Source organism: Amycolatopsis sp. NPDC101161 (genome assembly GCF_044768185.1).
GTDB lineage: Bacteria > Actinomycetota > Actinomycetes > Mycobacteriales > Pseudonocardiaceae > Amycolatopsis.
On sequence record NZ_JBIWPI010000004.1, the window covers coordinates 785,063 to 800,382 of the forward strand.

Genomic DNA, 15,320 nt, shown 5'->3' on the forward strand with positions numbered 1-15,320 from the left:
CGTGAGGATGGCTGATCGTGCGCGAACCTGCTCTCGTCCCCCGCCTCCGGCCGTTCACCTCGACCATCTTCGCCGAGATGACCGCGCTGGCCGTCAAGCACGACGCCGTCAACCTCGGCCAGGGCTTCCCGGACACCGACGGCCCGGCCGGCATGCTCGAAGCGGCCAAGAACGCGCTGTTCGGCGGGGCCAACCAGTACCCACCGGGACCCGGACGGCCCGAGCTGCGCGCAGCGATCGCGCGGCACCGGCTGCGCTACGGCACCGAGTACGACCCGGACACCGAGATCCTGGTCACCGCGGGGGCGACCGAAGCCATCGCGGCGGCGTTGCTGGCGCTGACCGAGCCCGGCGACGAGGTCATCGTCATCGAGCCGTACTACGACTCCTACGCCGCGGCGGTCGCGATGGCGGGCGCCGAGCGGCGGGTCGTCGGGCTCGTCGAGGGCCCGGACGGCCGGTTCGGGCTCGACGTCGAGGGCCTGCGCGCCGCCGTCACGCCGCGGACCAGGGCGATCCTGGTCAACTCGCCGCACAACCCGACCGGCACCGTGTTCACCCGCGCCGAGCTGGAGGCGCTGGCCACGCTGTGCGTCGACCACGACCTGATCGCGATCTGCGACGAGGTCTACGAGCACCTCGTATTCGACGACGCGGAGCACATCCCGCTGGTCACGCTGCCCGGGATGCGGCCGCGGACGGTGAGCATCTCCAGCGCCGGGAAGACGTTCAACTGCACCGGCTGGAAGATCGGCTGGGTCTGCTCCACGCCGGAGCTGGTCGCGGCGGTCAAGGCGGCGAAGCAGTTCATGACGTTCGTGTCCGGCGGGCCGCTGCAGCCGGCCGTCGCGCACGCGCTCGACCACGAGCTGCCCTGGGTCGACGGCCTGCGCGCGTCGCTGCAGGAGAAGCGCGACCGGCTTTCGGCCGGGCTCGCCGACGCCGGGTTCACGGTGCGGCCGACGGCGGGCACGTACTTCGTCTGCGTCGACGTACGGCCGCTCGGCTTCACCGACGCCGCCGACCTGGCGTGGGAGCTGCCCGGCCGCGTCGGGGTCGCCGCGGTGCCCGTGAAGGTGTTCACCGATCACCCGGACGAGTGGAAACACCTGCTGCGTTTCGCGTTCTGCAAGCGCAACGACGTCATCGACGAGGGCGTCACCCGGTTGCGCAAACTGGTCTGACGTCCGCGATCCGGCTCGGTGGCGCCCTTCGGCGTCGCCGAACCGGCCTCGCGGGGGCGGGCGTCGCGACCGGCCGTCACGCTCCGGAGCCGTGGGTGCACAGCTCGACGGTCGGTTGGTCACCGACCGCACGCGGAACGCGTGTGCCCCGTCCCACTCGGCGGACCGGTTTCGAGCGACCGGCCAAAAACCGTTTCATGAGCACTGAACGCGATCGAGTCGACACCGCTCGCGACCGGGATTCCCGAAACATCAGGTCAACGCCCGAATGTGCAAGTTGCAGTACTCGTCCGAATGGCCGCAGAGAAACCCCCGAACGGCACTGAGAGTGATCAACTCGTCGGCCGCAGATGCCTTGCCCGGTAGGGCCGTTCCGCCTTACGGGCTGGATAGAACGCGGGAGAGATGAAAGACTCCCGAGCGGTGCTAGAAAGAGTGCAGCCCCGGGGGAACTGCGACCTGGCCGGAGAAAGACCCCAGCAAGAACGGACTCGAGCGCGAAGCGTTGGAGCCACAGGCGCGGACGGTGGTGGTGGCGGTGAGCAGCACGGCGAACGCACGCCGCAGCGCTCCCGCGCAGCCTGCGCTCACAGCGGGTGAAGTGGGCCAGGCCGGTCCGCTCCTCACAGGTGGGTTGCGCCGATGGGCCGGCGGTTCGCGCTCGACGGGTGAGCTGCGGCAAGAGGCCGGCCCGCTCGCCGTGGGCGAGGCGCCCCGCGAAGTCGCTCTTTTCGCAGGTCAGGACCACCGGCCCACTCGGAAGTCCCTTCGCGCGCGCGGGCGTGCGCCGCGGCCTTGGGCCGCCGCGCTGCAGCGGCCCGCCGCCAAGATCCTCGTCGCCGGGGGGCTGACCCTCGCCGGCTGGCTGCTCACCGGCGCGCTCTCCGGCAGCACCGCGGCCGCCGCCGAAACCCTCGACTGCCCGCACGCCGCCGCGTCCACTGTGGAGCACGGCGGCCTGCTGCACGGCCACCACCGCAAGAGCCACCGCGAAACCGCCCCCTGCGCCCAGCAGCCGGCCGACGCGGCGAAGACCGACGCGACCGCGGCCGAAACCCCCCAGACAGACACCACCCGGACTGAGTCCACGAAGGACACTCAGCCGGCCGAAGAGCCGGCGACGGAACCGGCCACGAAGACGACGTCGTCCAGTGGCGGCCTGCTCAACGGCCTCGTCGGCACCGTCCAGTCGGTGACCGAACCCGTCACGAAGGCCACCACGACCACCCCCTCCGGATCCGACAGCGGCCTGCTCGGCGGGCTCGTCGGCGGCGTCGTGAACGTGGTCGGCGGCACCCTGAACACGGTCACCACCACCGTCACCGGCACGCTGAACACCGTCGGCACCCTCACGAACACGCTGTCCCACACCGTCCTCGCGCCGCTCACCCAGCCGCCCGCGGGCCACCCGGACGCCCCCGTCCTGCTCCCCCTCGACGACGTCCTGAACCCGATCCTCGGCGGCAGCTCGAACTCCGGCGGCGTCACGGTCACCGTGCCCGGCGTCGTGAGCGGCACCGCCGGCACCCCGCAGGCGACCGCCGCCGTCGTCGAGACCGTGCCCGCCGAAGCCGCGGCCACCACGACCTCCTCGCCGACCTCCCGGGTCGCGGTCGTGCACCTCATCGAGCAGCAGAACACGCTGCCCGCCAAGCAGGAGCAGCCCCGCGACTCCGGGGTCCACGTCCGCAACGGCGGCGGCGACAGCACCCCGGGCCTGCCCGGCGGCACCACCGCCCCGAGCGCGCCGGCCCCGACCGCGGCTCCCGGTCACGACGGCCCGGGCGGCGTCCGCCACCCGTTCGCCGTCCACACCGACGAGGCCACCACCACCCAGCTGAAGCTCATCGGCGCCAGCCGCGACCACGACGTCGACGGCGCGGGCAGGGAAGCCGCCCTGCCCACCACCTCCCCCGACTGACCCCGAACCGGGCAGCCGGGGAGAACTGCGTCCAAAACAAGATCAACTGGACGTACACGCACGCCGTAAGAGCGTGACGTTTCCCCTGCTCCAGTACGAAATTCGTGGCTCTTTCACGTCTCGTGACGCCCAACCGCGTCCGACGTACCCCAGGGGCTGAAACCCATGCGAAACCACAGTCTTTCCGACCGGCCGACCGCGCCCGGCCGGGTCGGATCCCGGTCCCGGCGTCGCGCTGCCCCCGCGACGCCGGGACCCACACCGGGCGTGCTCCGGGAGTCCTCGCTCACCGCGCCGAGCGACGATTCAGCTAGCGAAGAGCACGCCTGAGCCGCCGGCTTCCCGGCACGTCGAGGGGCTGTGCCGGGAAGCCGCGGCACCCGCGGACGGGGTCACGCCCGGAAGTGGGAGTGTGGAACAACGAACCGGTGCGCTGGATGCACATGAACGCCGCCCATCCCTGGGAGCAGGCTCGCATCCAGCGCACCGGTTCGTTCTATGCGATCGGCGCCGCCAGCGACTCCGGGGTGCCGCGGACCGACGCCTCCGCCGCGCTCAGCCGCCGGACCGCCTCCTCGATCCGGTCCGGCGGCAGCGAGAACGGCAGCCGGATCCAGCGCTCCAACCCGCCGTGGACGCCGAAGCGCGAGCCCGGCGCGACCTGGACGCCGTGGCTCGCCGCCGCCACCGCCAGGCGCGAGCTCACCGGCTCCGGCATCCGGCACCACAGCGACAGCCCGCCCTTCGGCAGCGTGAACGTCCAGTCCGGCAGGTACCGGTGCACCGCGCCGGCCAGCGCGTCGCGGTAGCCGCGCAGCTCCTCGCGACGGCGGCCCAGCGCGGCGTCGTCGTCCAGCAGCTCGCCGAGGACGATCTGCTCGAACACCGGTGAGCCCAGGTCGACCGCGTAGCGGGCCGAAACCAGGCGGCCGAGCAGGTCCTCGGACGCGCGGATCCAGCCGAGCCGCAGCCCGCCCCAGTGGGTCTTCGACGCCGAGCCGACGCAGATCGCCAGGTCGCCGGCGAACGCGGCCAGCGGCGGCGGCCCGGCCAGGGGGTCGCCTTCCAGGTCCAACTCGACGAGCGTCTCGTCCACCACGACCGGCGTTCGCGCGCGGGCCAGCACGGTGCCGAGCCGGGCGCGGCCTTCGGCGTCCAGGCGCAGGCCGGTCGGGTTCTGGAAGTCGACGACGAGGTAGGCGAACCGCGGGGACGCCTGGCGCAGCGCCGCGTCGACGCCCGCGATGTCCCAGCCGCGGTCCCCGGTCGGGTCGAGCGCGACCGGCACCGGGATCGCGTGCGCGGCGCGGATCGCCTCGAGGGCGTTCGGGTACGTCGGCTGCTCGACCAGCACGCGGTCGCCGGGGCCGGCGAGCATCCGCAGGACCAGGACGAACGCGTGGTGCGCGCCGTTGGTGACCATGACCTGCGCGGGTGTCGTCGGCAGCCCGCGTTCGGTGTAGCGGCGCGCGATCTTCTCGCGCAGGCTGAGCAGGCCGCGTTCCTGGTAGCCGTGGTCACCCAGGTGGTCGGCGAGCCGGACGCGGGCCGCGTCGACCGCCGCCGCCGTGCCCGGGATGGCCGGTGAGGACGCGTGCGTGAAGTCGATCGAGCCGGCGCCCGTGGGAGCGAGCGGGCCGCGGCGGCGCCGGCCGGGCGCGGCGATCCACGAGCCCGCGCCGCGGCGGCTCGCGACGAACCCGTTGTCCCGCAAGCGGTCCAGTGCCGCGCCGATGAGCGTCCGGCTGACGCCGAGCGCGTCGGCCAGCTCGCGCTCGGCGGGCAGCCGGGTGCCGAGCGGGAGCTGGCCGTCCAGCACCTGCAGTTCGATGGCCGCGGCCAGGTCGGCCGCGCCTTGCCGGGAACCCTGCCGCCACGAGCCCAGCATGACGGCCAATCGTGGTCCGGAGATGCGTCCACCCAGTGGGACTGCGGCTTCCATAAGGCCAATATCCTGGAATTGGCTATGGTTTACAAGGCCACTCACGACGGATAGTGCCGGTGTGGCTCAGATCGACCTCCGGCCCGTCCGGATCTCCCGCGACCCCGTCCGCCGCAGCACCCAGTTGCTCGGCGGCCTCGCCCTCTACGGCGCCAGCGTCGCCCTCGTCACGCGCGCCGGCCTCGGCCTCGAGCCGTGGAGCGTGCTCGCCGAGGGCGTCCTGAAGCACACCGGCCTGTCGTTCGGCACGGTCACCGGCCTGATCTCGGTGGTCGTGCTCCTGCTGTGGATCCCGCTGCGCCAGCGGCCCGGCATCGGCACCATCGCGAACGTCGTGGTCATCTCGGTGATGGTCGACGTCGTCCGGGCGTTCCTCCCGGACCAGCACGACCTGCCCTGGCAGATCGCGCTGCTGGTCGGCGGGGTCGCGCTCAACGGCGTCGCGACCGCCACCTACGTCGGCGCCAGGCTGGGTCCGGGCCCCCGCGACGGCCTGATGACCGGGCTCGCCGGGCGCACCGGCTGGTCGGTCCGGCTGGTGCGCACCGGCATCGAGGTCACCGTGGTCGCCGCCGGCTTCCTGCTCGGCGGGACCGTCGGGATCGGCACCGTGCTCTACGCCCTCGCCATCGGCCCGCTCACCCAGGCGCTGCTGCCGCTGACCACCTGGCGCGAGCGGACCGCCTAGCCGGCTTTGCGCTGCTGGACGGCCCGGCGCAGCGTCGGGTAGTCGGCGCCGCGCCGGGCGAGGACGTCGTCGGTGTCGCGCTGCTGGGCCAGCGCCAGCAGGATGTGCTCCTGCCCGAGGTGCTTGTCCCCCAGCCGGACGGCCTCCTTGAGGCTCAGCTCCAGCGTCTTCTTCGACTCGGCGGTGAACGGGATGTGGCCACGCTTGGCCGGCCCGAGCCGGCCGGCGAGCGCGCCCTCGCCGTGGGTCCGCTCGACGCTCCGCACGATCTGCTCGACGTCGATGCCGAACTCGGTGAGCGCCTCAGCGTCGGCGTCGCTGACCCCGCCGCGACGCCGGGTGCGGGCCAGTTCGGCCGCGATCTCGTCGGCCGAGACCCCCAGCTCGGTCAGCACGGGGACGCCGGTCTTGACCAGCCCGGCCAGCAGGTGCGCGGGCCGGATCTCGACCGAGCCGGACTGCCGCGCCACGATCTGCGCTTCGACGACCGCCATCCGCGCGTCGTCCGTGAACCTCTCGAACATCAATGCCTCCCGTACTTCTTGTGCACGGCCTGCCGGCTGACCCCCAGCTCGGCGGCGATCTCCTGCCACGACCAGCCGTCGACCCGCGCGCTGCGGACCTGCACGGCCTCCAGTTGTTCCACCAGCCGCCGGAGCGCGGCCACCGCACGCAGTCCCACGCGGGGATCGCGGTCGCCGGCCCGGGCGGCCAGGTCTGTCGCTTCCGTCATGTCTGTCAACCTACGTTGACATCCCGGACTTGTCAACCAGAGTTGACAGCCGCGTCAGCGCGAAGGTCGCCGGGGCTCGACGTACAGTCGGGTGATGCCCGAGATCGTCTTCGCCGAGCGGGCCGGGGTGGGCGCCGACGGCCACCCGCGCCCCACCGAGGACCACGTCGTCGTGCTGGACGACGCCGTGCTCGTCCTCGACGGCGCGACCTCCGCCGACCCCTCGCAACCCCCGGGCGGCTGGTACGCCGAACGCCTGGCCCGGCGCCTGGCCGCCGACTTGCGCGCCGCCCCGGCGGCCGACCTGACGGACACCCTGACCAGCGCGATCGCCGCCGTCACGGCGGAAAACGAGCTGCGTCCGCAGCAGTCGCCGTCGAGCACGGTGGCCGCCGTGCGGTGGCTCGGCGACCGCGTCGACGCGCTCGTGCTCGCCGACAGCCCGGTGGTCGGGTTCGGGGGCTTCGGCGTCGACGTCGTCTCGGACGACCGGCTCGCGCGGCTGCGGCGGCGCGGGATGCTCCAGACCGGCGCCGACGTCCGGCGGAGGCGCAACGCCCACGACGGCTTCTGGGTCGCCGAAGCCGACCCCGGCGCGGCCGCGCACGCCGTGCGCCGCAGCTGGCCACGGGAAGACGTCGAAGCCGTCCTGCTCGCCAGCGACGGCGTCTCCATCGGCGTCGACCAGTACGAACTCTTCGACTGGCGCGAAGTCCTCGCGATCACCCGCGCCGACGGGCCGGACGCCGTGCTGGACGCCGTCCGCACCGCCGAAAAGCAGGACCCGGACGGCGAACGCTGGCCGCGGCCGAAGCGCCACGACGACCAGGCCCTGGTGCTGATCGACTTCGCCTCCGGGGGAATTCAGGGTCTTCCCTGATCACGGCCGTCCCGATCTCCGAGAGCCTGGAGGACATGGGGACGGAACAGGGGAAGCGCACCAGACCGTGGCGGCTGGTGGCGCTGGGCGCGATCGGCTGGGGGCTGTTCACGGCGGTGGTGCTGCACATCATCAGCTCGCACAACCCGGTGTACGACACGCTGTCGAGCTACACCGTGACCGACCGCGGCGAAGGCATGCTCGCCGCGAGCGTGTTGTCGCTGGCCATCGGCTCGCTGGCGGTGCTCGGCGCGCTGCACGCGGCGGGGGTGCCGCTGTCGCGCACGACCCGGCTGCTGCTCGCGCTGTGGTCGCTCGGGCTGGCCGCGGCCGCGGTGTTCCCGGCGAGCTACCCGGAGGCGCCCGACCCGGTGAGCGGCGAAATCCACCTCTACGCGTGCCTGGTCGCGTTCCTCAGCCTGCCCGGCGCCGCGATCTCGCTGCTGGAACCGCTGCGGGGCCACCCTGAACGCGACGCCGTCGTCAAAGCGGTCCGGCTGAGCGCGGGCGCGTTCGGGCTGTTCGCGGTCAGCTTCGTGTTCGTGCGGCTGAGCGAGGCCGGGGTCGGGCCGTTCCGGGAGATCTCCGACGCGTTCCCGATCGGCGTCATGCAGCGCCTGCTGCTGCTCGCCGACATCGTCCTGCTGTTCACCTTGCTGCGGGTCGCGACCCGGCTCGAATCAGCCTTCGACGGCCGCCGCGAATTCGGGCGCGTAGCCGTACAGGCCGGGCATGCCGCCGGTGTGCAGGAACACCACGTGGTCGTCCGGGGCGAAGTGGCCGGCCCATTCGACCAGCGCGGCGGCCACCTTCCCGGTGTACACGGGATCGAGCACGACGCCCTCGGTGCGGCCGAAAAGCCGTAGCGCGTTCCAGACGGCGTCGGTCGGGATGCCGTAGCCGGGGCCGAGCGTGGAGTCGCTCATCTTCGTGTGCGTGAACGGCGGCGGTTCGACGCCGAGGAGCTTGGCCGCGCCCGCGACGAGGTCGTGCAGGTTCTCGGTGGCCTCGTCGAGCGGGTGGCTGACGCAGGCGATGCCGACGCCGAGGCCACCGAGGAGCCCGGCGGCCAGGGTCACCCCGGCCGCGGTGCCGCCGCTGGCGTGCGGGACGACGAGGTGGGCGCGCTCGATGCCGCGTTCTTCGAGCTGCTTCGCGAGTTCGTAGGTCGCGCGGACGTACCCGAGCGCGCCGAGGTCGTTGGACCCGCCGACCGGAACCGTGAAGACCTTCCGGCCCTCCGCGGTGGCTTCGGCGACGAGCCGGTCGTAGGTGCGGCCGGTCTCCTCGCCGTCCGCGCAGACGTGGACGGTCGCGCCGAAGAGCTTGTCGAGCGGGACGTTGCCGCCGCGTTCGTACGCGTCGCCGTCGCGCGGGACCTTCGCGGTGAGGACGAGTTCGCAGCGCAGGCCGAGTTTCGCGCACGCGGCGGCGGTCTGGCGGCCGTGGTTGGTCTGGAGCGCGCCGAACGTGATGACGGTGTCGGCGCCGGCCTCCCTGGCCGCGCCGAGGTGGTATTCGAGCTTGCGGAGCTTGTTGCCGCCGGCGCCGAGCGGGTGGACGTCGTCGCGCTTGAGCCAGAGGTTCCGCAGGCCGAGCGCTTCGCCGAGCCGGGGCGCCTCGTGCAGCGGCGTCGGCCAGCCGCCCAGGTCGACGCGGGGGATCGCGGCGAGTGCGGCGTCGGGGAAGCCGGCGAAGTCGAAGGTCATGGGCCCCAGTCTGCCGCAAGGGTGGCCGAAGACCAGCGGTATCCGGTAACGTTCGTTCGAACGAACGAGAACCTCGGGGGCCGCCATGACCGCTACGAGCTTGGACTTCACCAGCCTCACCACGCAGGCCGCGCGGCTCGCCGCGGGCGAAGTCACCTCGGCCGAGCTGACCGCGACCGCGCTCGGGCGCGCGCACGCGAGCCAGCCGACGCTCAACGCCTTCCGGCACCTGCGTGACGACGCGGCGCTCGCCGAAGCGGCGGAGACGGACGAGCGGCTCCGGGCCGGCGACCGGAAGCCCCTGCTGGGCGTGCCCGTCGCGATCAAGGACGACGTCGACCTCGCCGGCCTGCCCACGTCGTTCGGCTGCGTCGGCGAGTTCCCGTGCGCGACCTCCGACGCGCCCGCCGTCGCGCTGCTGCGCGAAGCGGGCGCGATCATCATCGGTAAGACGAACACCCCCGAGCTGGGCCAGTGGCCGTTCACCGAGGGCCCGGCCTTCGGCGTGACGCGCAACCCGTGGCACCCCGGCCACACCCCCGGGGGTTCTTCGGGCGGGAGCGCGGCCGCGGTGGCGTCGGGGGCCATCGCGGCCGCGCTCGGGTCCGACGGCGCCGGCTCGGTGCGCATCCCGGCCGCGTGGACCGGGCTCGTCGGCATCAAGACCCAGCGCGGCCGGATCCCGACCGAAAGCGAGCTGTTCCACGGCCTGACCGTGCTCGGCCCGCTCGCCCGGACCGTCGAGGACGCGGCCCTGCTGCTGGACGTCGTCGCCGCGACCGGCAGCACGTTCCGGACCGCGGCCGCGCGCGAGCCCGGCCGGCTGCGGATCGGGCTGTCGACGCGGATTCCCTTCACCGCCACCAAGACCCGGCTCGACCCGGTCGTCGAAGCAAATGTGCGGCGGCTCGCCGAGTCACTGGCCGGGCTGGGCCACGAGATCGTCGAGGTCGAGCCGGACTACGGGCTGATCGGGCTGACGTTCCTGCCGCGTTCGCTCACCGGCGTCCGCGACTGGACGCTGCGGGTGCCCGACCGCGCCGGGCTCGACCCGCGCACGCGCAGCAACGCCGGCCACGGCCGGCTCCTGGCCGGGCCCGCGCTGCGCCTGGCCCGCGCGCTCGAGCCGGGCCTGCACCGGCGGATCGGCTCGGTGTTCGGCCGCGTCGACGTCCTGCTGACCCCGACCACGGCGACCCCGCCGCCGCCGATCGGCACGTTCGACGGGCTGTCCGGCTGGGAGACCGACCAGGCCATGATCGCCGCTTGCCCGTACGCTTGGCCGTGGAACGTGCTGGGCTGGCCGGGGGTCAACGTCCCGGCCGGGCTCACGGCCGACGGGCTGCCGCTCGGGGCCCAGCTGCTCGGCCCGTCGCACGCTGAGGAGCGGCTGGTTTCGCTCGCCGCGCAACTGGAAGAGGTCGAACGGTGGCCGGAGCGGCATCCCGAGACAAGCTGGTAAGCACCCGGGACGCCATCCTGCGCGGCGCGCTGACCGTCGTCGGCGAGCACGGCGTGGGCGGGCTGACGAACCGCCGCATCGTCGCCGCCGCCGGCGTTTCGCTCGGCACGTTGACCTACCACTTCCCCAGCCAGACGGCGTTGCTGCGCGAAGCGATGCTGCTGTTCGTCGAGCAGGAGACGGCGAAGCTCGGCGCGATCGTCGACGGCTACCGCTCGGAGGGCTTGAGCGTCGAGCAGGCCGCGTCGGTGGTCGAGCACGTGATCGCGCAGCTGCCGTTCGGCGCCGACGAGCTCGGCGCGCACGAGCTGTACCTGCAGTCCGCCCGGGATCCCGAACTGCACGAAGCTTCTTCGCGGTGCTTCGCGGCGTACGACGAGCTGGCCGTGACGATCCTGGCGGCGCTCGGCGTTCCCGATCCCGGCCGGCTGGCCGGGCCAGTGGTGGCGCTGATCGCCGGGCTGCAGCTGCGGCGGTTGGCCACGGGCGAGACGGACACGCCGGTGGCCGAGCCGCTGATGATGCTGATCCGCGGGGCTTGATGGCCCGGCCGGTCGTCCGCGGCACGGCGGCGTGGAAGTACTTCGGCGACTTCCGCGACGCGCTGCTGGCAGGTCAGGTGCTGGTGCTGCAGGTGGCGCACCCGGTCGTCGCGGCGGGGGTGCGGGACCACTCGGACTACACGGCGGACCCGTGGACGCGGCTGATGCGCACGGGCGCGTCGCTGTCGATCTACGTGTACGGCGGTGCTGCCGGTGCGCGCGTGGAGGCGGCCCGGTTGCGGTCGTTGCACCGTTCGTTCACGGGCGTCTCGGACGGACGGCGGTACAGCGCGCTGGATCCGGAGGCGTATGCGTGGGTGCACGCGACGCTGGTGATGGTTCCGGTTGACGCGCAACGGTTCTTCGGACGGCCACTGTCCACTTCGGAGCTTGAGGAGTACTACGCGCAGATGTGCGACGTCGGGCGGATGCTCGGCGTGCGCGCGAAGGACCTGCCGCCGGACTGGGCGGGGTTCACGCGGTACTACGACTCGATGGTGGCGGGTTTCGCGGGGAACCCGACGATCGAGCAGCTCTTCGAGACGATCCGGACGGTGCCGAAGCCGGTTTCGTGGCTGCGGGACGCGTGGTGGCGGCCGGTGCGGGACCTGCAGGCTCGCGGGCAGATGTTCTTGATCCGAGCGACTTTGCCGCCGGTCCTGCGGGAGCGGTTGGGTCTACAGTGGACTCCGCGCGACCAGCGACGGTTCGCGCGGTTCGCTTTCGCCGTGCGGGTTGTCGCGACCCCGATCCCGGCGGGGTTGCGGACGGCGCACATGCGGTGGATCGGCAAGCTGAACGTCTGGCTCCGCGCGCACCCGAAGGTTTACCAGCGCCTGGTGGGCGGCAACGGCCCGGGAGCGGCGCCAGGGGTCGTGAGTGAGGAACAGGGTTAGAACGCTGTTCCTCACTCACGACCGCTGAGCCGGGCGTAGTGGGCGCGGGCCTTGGCGCGGTTGCCGCAGCGGGACATCGAGCACCACTGCCGGTTGCGGCGGGGGGACGCGTCGCAGAACCGGATCCCGCAGTCGTCCGCCGCGCAGACCCGCACCTCCGCGTCACTCGTCGCCAAGTCGATCGCGTCCGCAGCCAAGGCCGCGAACGCCGTCGCCACCGGATCCTTCGGCGCCGGGACCTCGCGGCGCAGCCGGCCGTCCACCAGCGCCAGCCGCGGCGGGGGCGCCGGGGCCGACGCCGCCGCGTTGTTCACCAGCTCGATGTCCATCTTGTCCGGCACCTCGGGCGGCAGCAGCACCCGGTCGATCGCCTCGCGCAGCGCCTTCGCCGCCAGCACGTTCCCGGCCGTCACCGGCACCGGGCCCGTCGTGAAGCCCGCCAGCGAGAGCCACTCCGCCAGCGCGTCCGGTCCCGTCAGCAGCTCCACGCCGTCCGCGTACCGCGAGCGCAGCGTGTTGACCAGGTCGAGGCACGGCCGTCCGCCGTCGAAAGCCCACTCCATGAACTCATTCTAACCGTTGCCGACAGTTAGAACGTCGGCTACCGTCTAACCCCATGAACCGGTTAGAAAGCATGGCCACGGTCAACGGACTCCGGATGCACTACCGGCGAGCCGGCGAGGGACCGCCGCTGTTCCTCCTGCACGGCTGGCCGCAGACCTCGCACTGCTGGCACCGCGTCCTGGGCCCGCTCGCCGAGACGCACACCGTCATCGCGCCCGACCTGCGCGGCTACGGCCGCACCGACAAGCCGAAGTCCGGCTACGACAAGCGCACGATGGCCGCCGACGTCGCCGCGCTCGCCGAGCACCTCGGCTTCGACCGAGTCGCCGTCGTCGGGCACGACCGCGGCGGCCGCGTCGCGCACCGCTGGGCCCTCGACCGCCCGGACCAGGTCGAGCGCCTCGCCGTCCTCGACATCGCCCCGACCCGCGCCATGTGGCAGCGCCTCGACACCGGCGTCGCGAAGGCCTACTGGCACTGGCTCTTCCACCTCCAGCCCGACCTGCCGGAGCTCCTCGCCGGCCAGAACATCGCCGCCTACCTCGGCTACTTCTTCGAACGCTGGACCTACCAGCGCCACGCCCTCGACGCCGAAGCCCAAGCCGAGTACGTCCGCGCCTTCTCCCAGCCCGGTGCCCTGCGGGCCGGCTTCGACGACTACCGCGCCTCCTTCCCGGACGACGCCGAACTCGACGACGCCGACTTCGAGGCCGGAAAGCGCGTCACCCAGCCACTTCTCGCGCTCTGGGGCGCGAACGGCCTGCTCGGCACCCTGCCGACACTCGAGATCTGGCAGGAGTACGCCACCGACGTCACCGGTGAGGCGCTCGCCGAGTGCGGTCACTTCCTGCCCGAGGAACAGCCCGCCGAAGTCGTCGCCCACCTGCGGAAATTCCTCGGCCCCTGAGACTCCCGGGGGCTCCGGTCCCCCGCGCTGGGGACCGGAGTTCCCTCCCCGCCGTGACGCCCGCTACCCGCGGCCGTCGCTAGGTTCGGACCCACGATGGGGACCAAACCGAAATTCGCGTTGCTGATGCTGCTGGCCGTGCTGGGGATCGCGGCCGGCGGCGGGACCGCGCACGCCGACGGCACGCCGGCCGGCACCGACGTCCAAGTCGCGCAGACGCTCGGCGCGCGCGAACTGACCGTGATCATCCGCCGGGTCGACGTCACGCCGTCGCCGCTGCGGGTCGACGTCGTGACGCACCAGGGCTCGCCGCCCGGCACGCTGCACCTGGCCGTCGCGGCCGACGGCGTCACGAGCGCGCGAACCGACGTCGTGCTCGGCGCCGAACCCGGCGTCTACGCGGGAAATCTCCAAGTCGACAAGCCGGGCCCGTGGGAGCTGTCACTGAGCGACGGGATCGGCCCGGCCGCGACGATCCCGTTCATCGTGCCCGCGCGGGTGGTTCCGCCGTGGGAGAAGGCGACCTACGGCGGGTTCGTCGCCGCGGGCGTGTTCCTGCTGCTCGCGTTGGTCGTCGGCCTCAAGGCGAGGCGGACGGCGTTCGCGCTGGTCCCGGCGGGTGGCGCGGTCGCGGCGATCGCCGTCGCGGTCACCGGCGCGCTGCTGTCGGCGAGCACTCCCCCGCCGCCCGCGCCCGGCAGCCAGCTCGACCCGACGTTCGACAACGTCACCGACCCGTACGCCAACGCCCAGTTATCCACTGTGGACTACTCGCGGCCGCCGGTGAACCTCGCGGCGCACTCGGAACCCGGCGGGCTGAAGCTGGACTTCACCGACGGCGCCACCGGCCGCCCGGTCGACGACCTGCTGATCCACGACAACGCGCTCGTGCACCTGGTCCTGGTGTCACCGTCGGGGCGGATGAGCCACCTGCACCCGGTGCGCGTCGGCCCCGGCGACTACCGCGTCCGGGTCGCCGACCCCGAGGCCGGCACGTACGCGGTCGCCGCGGAGCTGGTCCGGCGCGGCGGCGGGGTCCAGCTCGTCCGGTCCACTGTGGACCTGGCCGGCACCGCCGCGCCCGCGCCCGAACCACCCGGCGCCGGGCCGCAGACCGTCGACGGCACCCCGGTCGACCTCACCGTCACCCCGGGCACGCCGACCACCGTCACCGCGCACTTCCGGACCCAGGACCTGCAGCCGTGGCTGGGGATGCTCGGCCACCTCATCATCGCCGGGCCGATCTCCGGACCCGTCGGGGAAAGCGCCGCGAAGGCACCGACCTGGGCGCACGTCCACGCGATAATCCCGCCGGTCGCGGGCCAGCTCGACCGCCCGGACGAAACCGTCGCCGCGTACGGCCCGGACGTCAGCTTCACCTACACGTTCGCCGCGCCCGGCCGGTACCGGATCTGGCTGCAGGCCGAACGCGGCTACCGCGTGCTCACGATCCCCGCCGTGGTGGACGTCCCGACGACAGGAGCCGGCCGATGAGACGCCCGACGTTGCTGATCGCCGTGGTCGCGCTGCTCGTCGCGGCCGGTGCCGCCTGGCTGCTCTGGCCGGGCGGCAGCGCGAAAGCCTCGACGCAGCAAGCGGTTTCCGGGCCGTACACCGTGCGGTTCTCCGCGGACGAGCCCCGCATCGGCGGCAACACGTTCGCAGTCGCCGTCACCGGGCCCGCGCCCGAGGCCGTCACGGTCGCGCCGGTCATGGCGCAGATGGGGCACGCGTTCCCGGCGGTCCCCGCGGCACCGGACGGGCCGGGGCGCTTCCGGGCCGCCGGCGTCGGGCTGCCGATGTCCGGGCAGTGGGAGATCACCGTGTCGCTGTCCGGCCCCGGCGGGCCCGCCCAAGTCGTTTTTCCGTTGCTCGTCAAGTAGAAAGGTTCG

The 15,320-nt window shown here is 73.1% G+C and carries 15 protein-coding genes and 1 pseudogene; 11 read left to right on the forward strand and 5 right to left on the reverse strand.

All coding sequences use genetic code 11. From position 1 onward, the window contains the following. The first annotated feature begins 17 nt into the window (after positions 1-17). Complete coding sequence (locus ACIRSS_RS31405) at positions 18-1,184, forward strand: pyridoxal phosphate-dependent aminotransferase (RefSeq protein ID WP_400901120.1); 1,167 nt, start codon at positions 18-20, stop codon at positions 1,182-1,184. Between the two features lie 538 nt (positions 1,185-1,722). Further along, entirely contained in the window at positions 1,723-3,105 is a 1,383-nt protein-coding gene (locus ACIRSS_RS31410) for a hypothetical protein (RefSeq protein WP_400901122.1), read from the forward strand. A 496-nt stretch (positions 3,106-3,601) separates the two neighbouring features. Here the strand turns inward: ACIRSS_RS31410 and ACIRSS_RS31415 are convergent, their stop codons facing one another. Beyond that, positions 3,602-5,047 carry a PLP-dependent aminotransferase family protein gene (locus ACIRSS_RS31415; RefSeq protein ID WP_400901124.1) on the reverse strand — a complete coding sequence of 482 codons (1,446 nt, stop codon included), beginning with the start codon at positions 5,045-5,047 and terminating at the stop codon, positions 3,602-3,604. A 61-nt stretch (positions 5,048-5,108) separates the two neighbouring features. On the opposite strand from ACIRSS_RS31415, the gene ACIRSS_RS31420 reads away from it, so the two are divergent. After that, entirely contained in the window at positions 5,109-5,735 is a 627-nt protein-coding gene (locus ACIRSS_RS31420) for a YitT family protein (RefSeq protein WP_400901126.1), read from the forward strand. Here ACIRSS_RS31420 and ACIRSS_RS31425 read toward each other — a convergent pair. Continuing rightward, positions 5,732-6,259 carry a Clp protease N-terminal domain-containing protein gene (locus ACIRSS_RS31425; RefSeq protein WP_400901128.1) on the reverse strand — a complete coding sequence of 176 codons (528 nt, stop codon included), beginning with the start codon at positions 6,257-6,259 and terminating at the stop codon, positions 5,732-5,734. The two genes, ACIRSS_RS31420 and ACIRSS_RS31425, sit on opposite strands and share 4 nt — an antisense overlap. Further along, entirely contained in the window at positions 6,259-6,468 is a 210-nt protein-coding gene (locus ACIRSS_RS31430) for a sigma factor-like helix-turn-helix DNA-binding protein (RefSeq protein WP_329052797.1), read from the reverse strand. The genes ACIRSS_RS31425 and ACIRSS_RS31430 overlap by 1 nt, the downstream gene beginning before the upstream one ends. Before the next feature lie 94 nt (positions 6,469-6,562). Between ACIRSS_RS31430 and ACIRSS_RS31435 the strand changes: the two genes are divergently transcribed. Continuing rightward, positions 6,563-7,348, forward strand: a complete 786-nt coding sequence (locus ACIRSS_RS31435) for a protein phosphatase 2C domain-containing protein (RefSeq protein WP_400901130.1) — start codon at positions 6,563-6,565, stop codon at positions 7,346-7,348. Positions 7,349-7,383: 35 nt separating this feature from the next. Beyond that, positions 7,384-7,947, forward strand: a pseudogene (locus tag ACIRSS_RS31440) (DUF998 domain-containing protein); the annotation flags it as partial. Between the two features lie 81 nt (positions 7,948-8,028). On the opposite strand, the gene ACIRSS_RS31445 reads toward ACIRSS_RS31440, so the two are convergent. Continuing rightward, positions 8,029-9,057: a D-cysteine desulfhydrase family protein gene (locus tag ACIRSS_RS31445; protein WP_400901132.1), complete on the reverse strand. Its 1,029-nt coding sequence runs from the start codon at positions 9,055-9,057 to the stop codon at positions 8,029-8,031. Between the two features lie 85 nt (positions 9,058-9,142). Between ACIRSS_RS31445 and ACIRSS_RS31450 the strand changes: the two genes are divergently transcribed. From ACIRSS_RS31450 to ACIRSS_RS31460, 3 genes are read left to right on the forward strand one after another with little or no spacing between them, the layout of a single operon-like run. Further along, a complete protein-coding gene (locus ACIRSS_RS31450) occupies positions 9,143-10,519 on the forward strand; it encodes an amidase (RefSeq protein ID WP_400901134.1) in 1,377 nt (458 codons plus the stop codon). Further along, a complete protein-coding gene (locus tag ACIRSS_RS31455; protein ID WP_400901136.1) occupies positions 10,486-11,061 on the forward strand; it encodes a TetR/AcrR family transcriptional regulator in 576 nt (191 codons plus the stop codon). The genes ACIRSS_RS31450 and ACIRSS_RS31455 overlap by 34 nt, the downstream gene beginning before the upstream one ends. Next, positions 11,061-11,957: an oxygenase MpaB family protein gene (locus ACIRSS_RS31460; protein ID WP_400901138.1), complete on the forward strand. Its 897-nt coding sequence runs from the start codon at positions 11,061-11,063 to the stop codon at positions 11,955-11,957. Before ACIRSS_RS31455 ends, ACIRSS_RS31460 begins: the two co-directional genes overlap by 1 nt. Positions 11,958-11,968: 11 nt before the next feature. Here the strand turns inward: ACIRSS_RS31460 and ACIRSS_RS31465 are convergent, their stop codons facing one another. Then, complete coding sequence (locus ACIRSS_RS31465) at positions 11,969-12,520, reverse strand: CGNR zinc finger domain-containing protein (RefSeq protein ID WP_400901140.1); 552 nt, start codon at positions 12,518-12,520, stop codon at positions 11,969-11,971. 53 nt (positions 12,521-12,573) lie between these two features. On the opposite strand from ACIRSS_RS31465, the gene ACIRSS_RS31470 reads away from it, so the two are divergent. From ACIRSS_RS31470 to ACIRSS_RS31480, 3 genes are all read left to right on the forward strand, one after another. Continuing rightward, positions 12,574-13,428, forward strand: a complete 855-nt coding sequence (locus ACIRSS_RS31470; protein ID WP_400901142.1) for an alpha/beta fold hydrolase — start codon at positions 12,574-12,576, stop codon at positions 13,426-13,428. 96 nt (positions 13,429-13,524) lie between these two features. After that, positions 13,525-14,922, forward strand: coding sequence for a hypothetical protein (locus tag ACIRSS_RS31475; RefSeq protein ID WP_400901144.1), 1,398 nt, complete (start codon positions 13,525-13,527; stop codon positions 14,920-14,922). Then, positions 14,919-15,311 (forward strand): FixH family protein, encoded by a 393-nt coding sequence (locus ACIRSS_RS31480; protein WP_400901146.1) that lies wholly within the window; start codon positions 14,919-14,921, stop codon positions 15,309-15,311. Before ACIRSS_RS31475 ends, ACIRSS_RS31480 begins: the two co-directional genes overlap by 4 nt. Positions 15,312-15,320 lie beyond the last annotated feature (9 nt).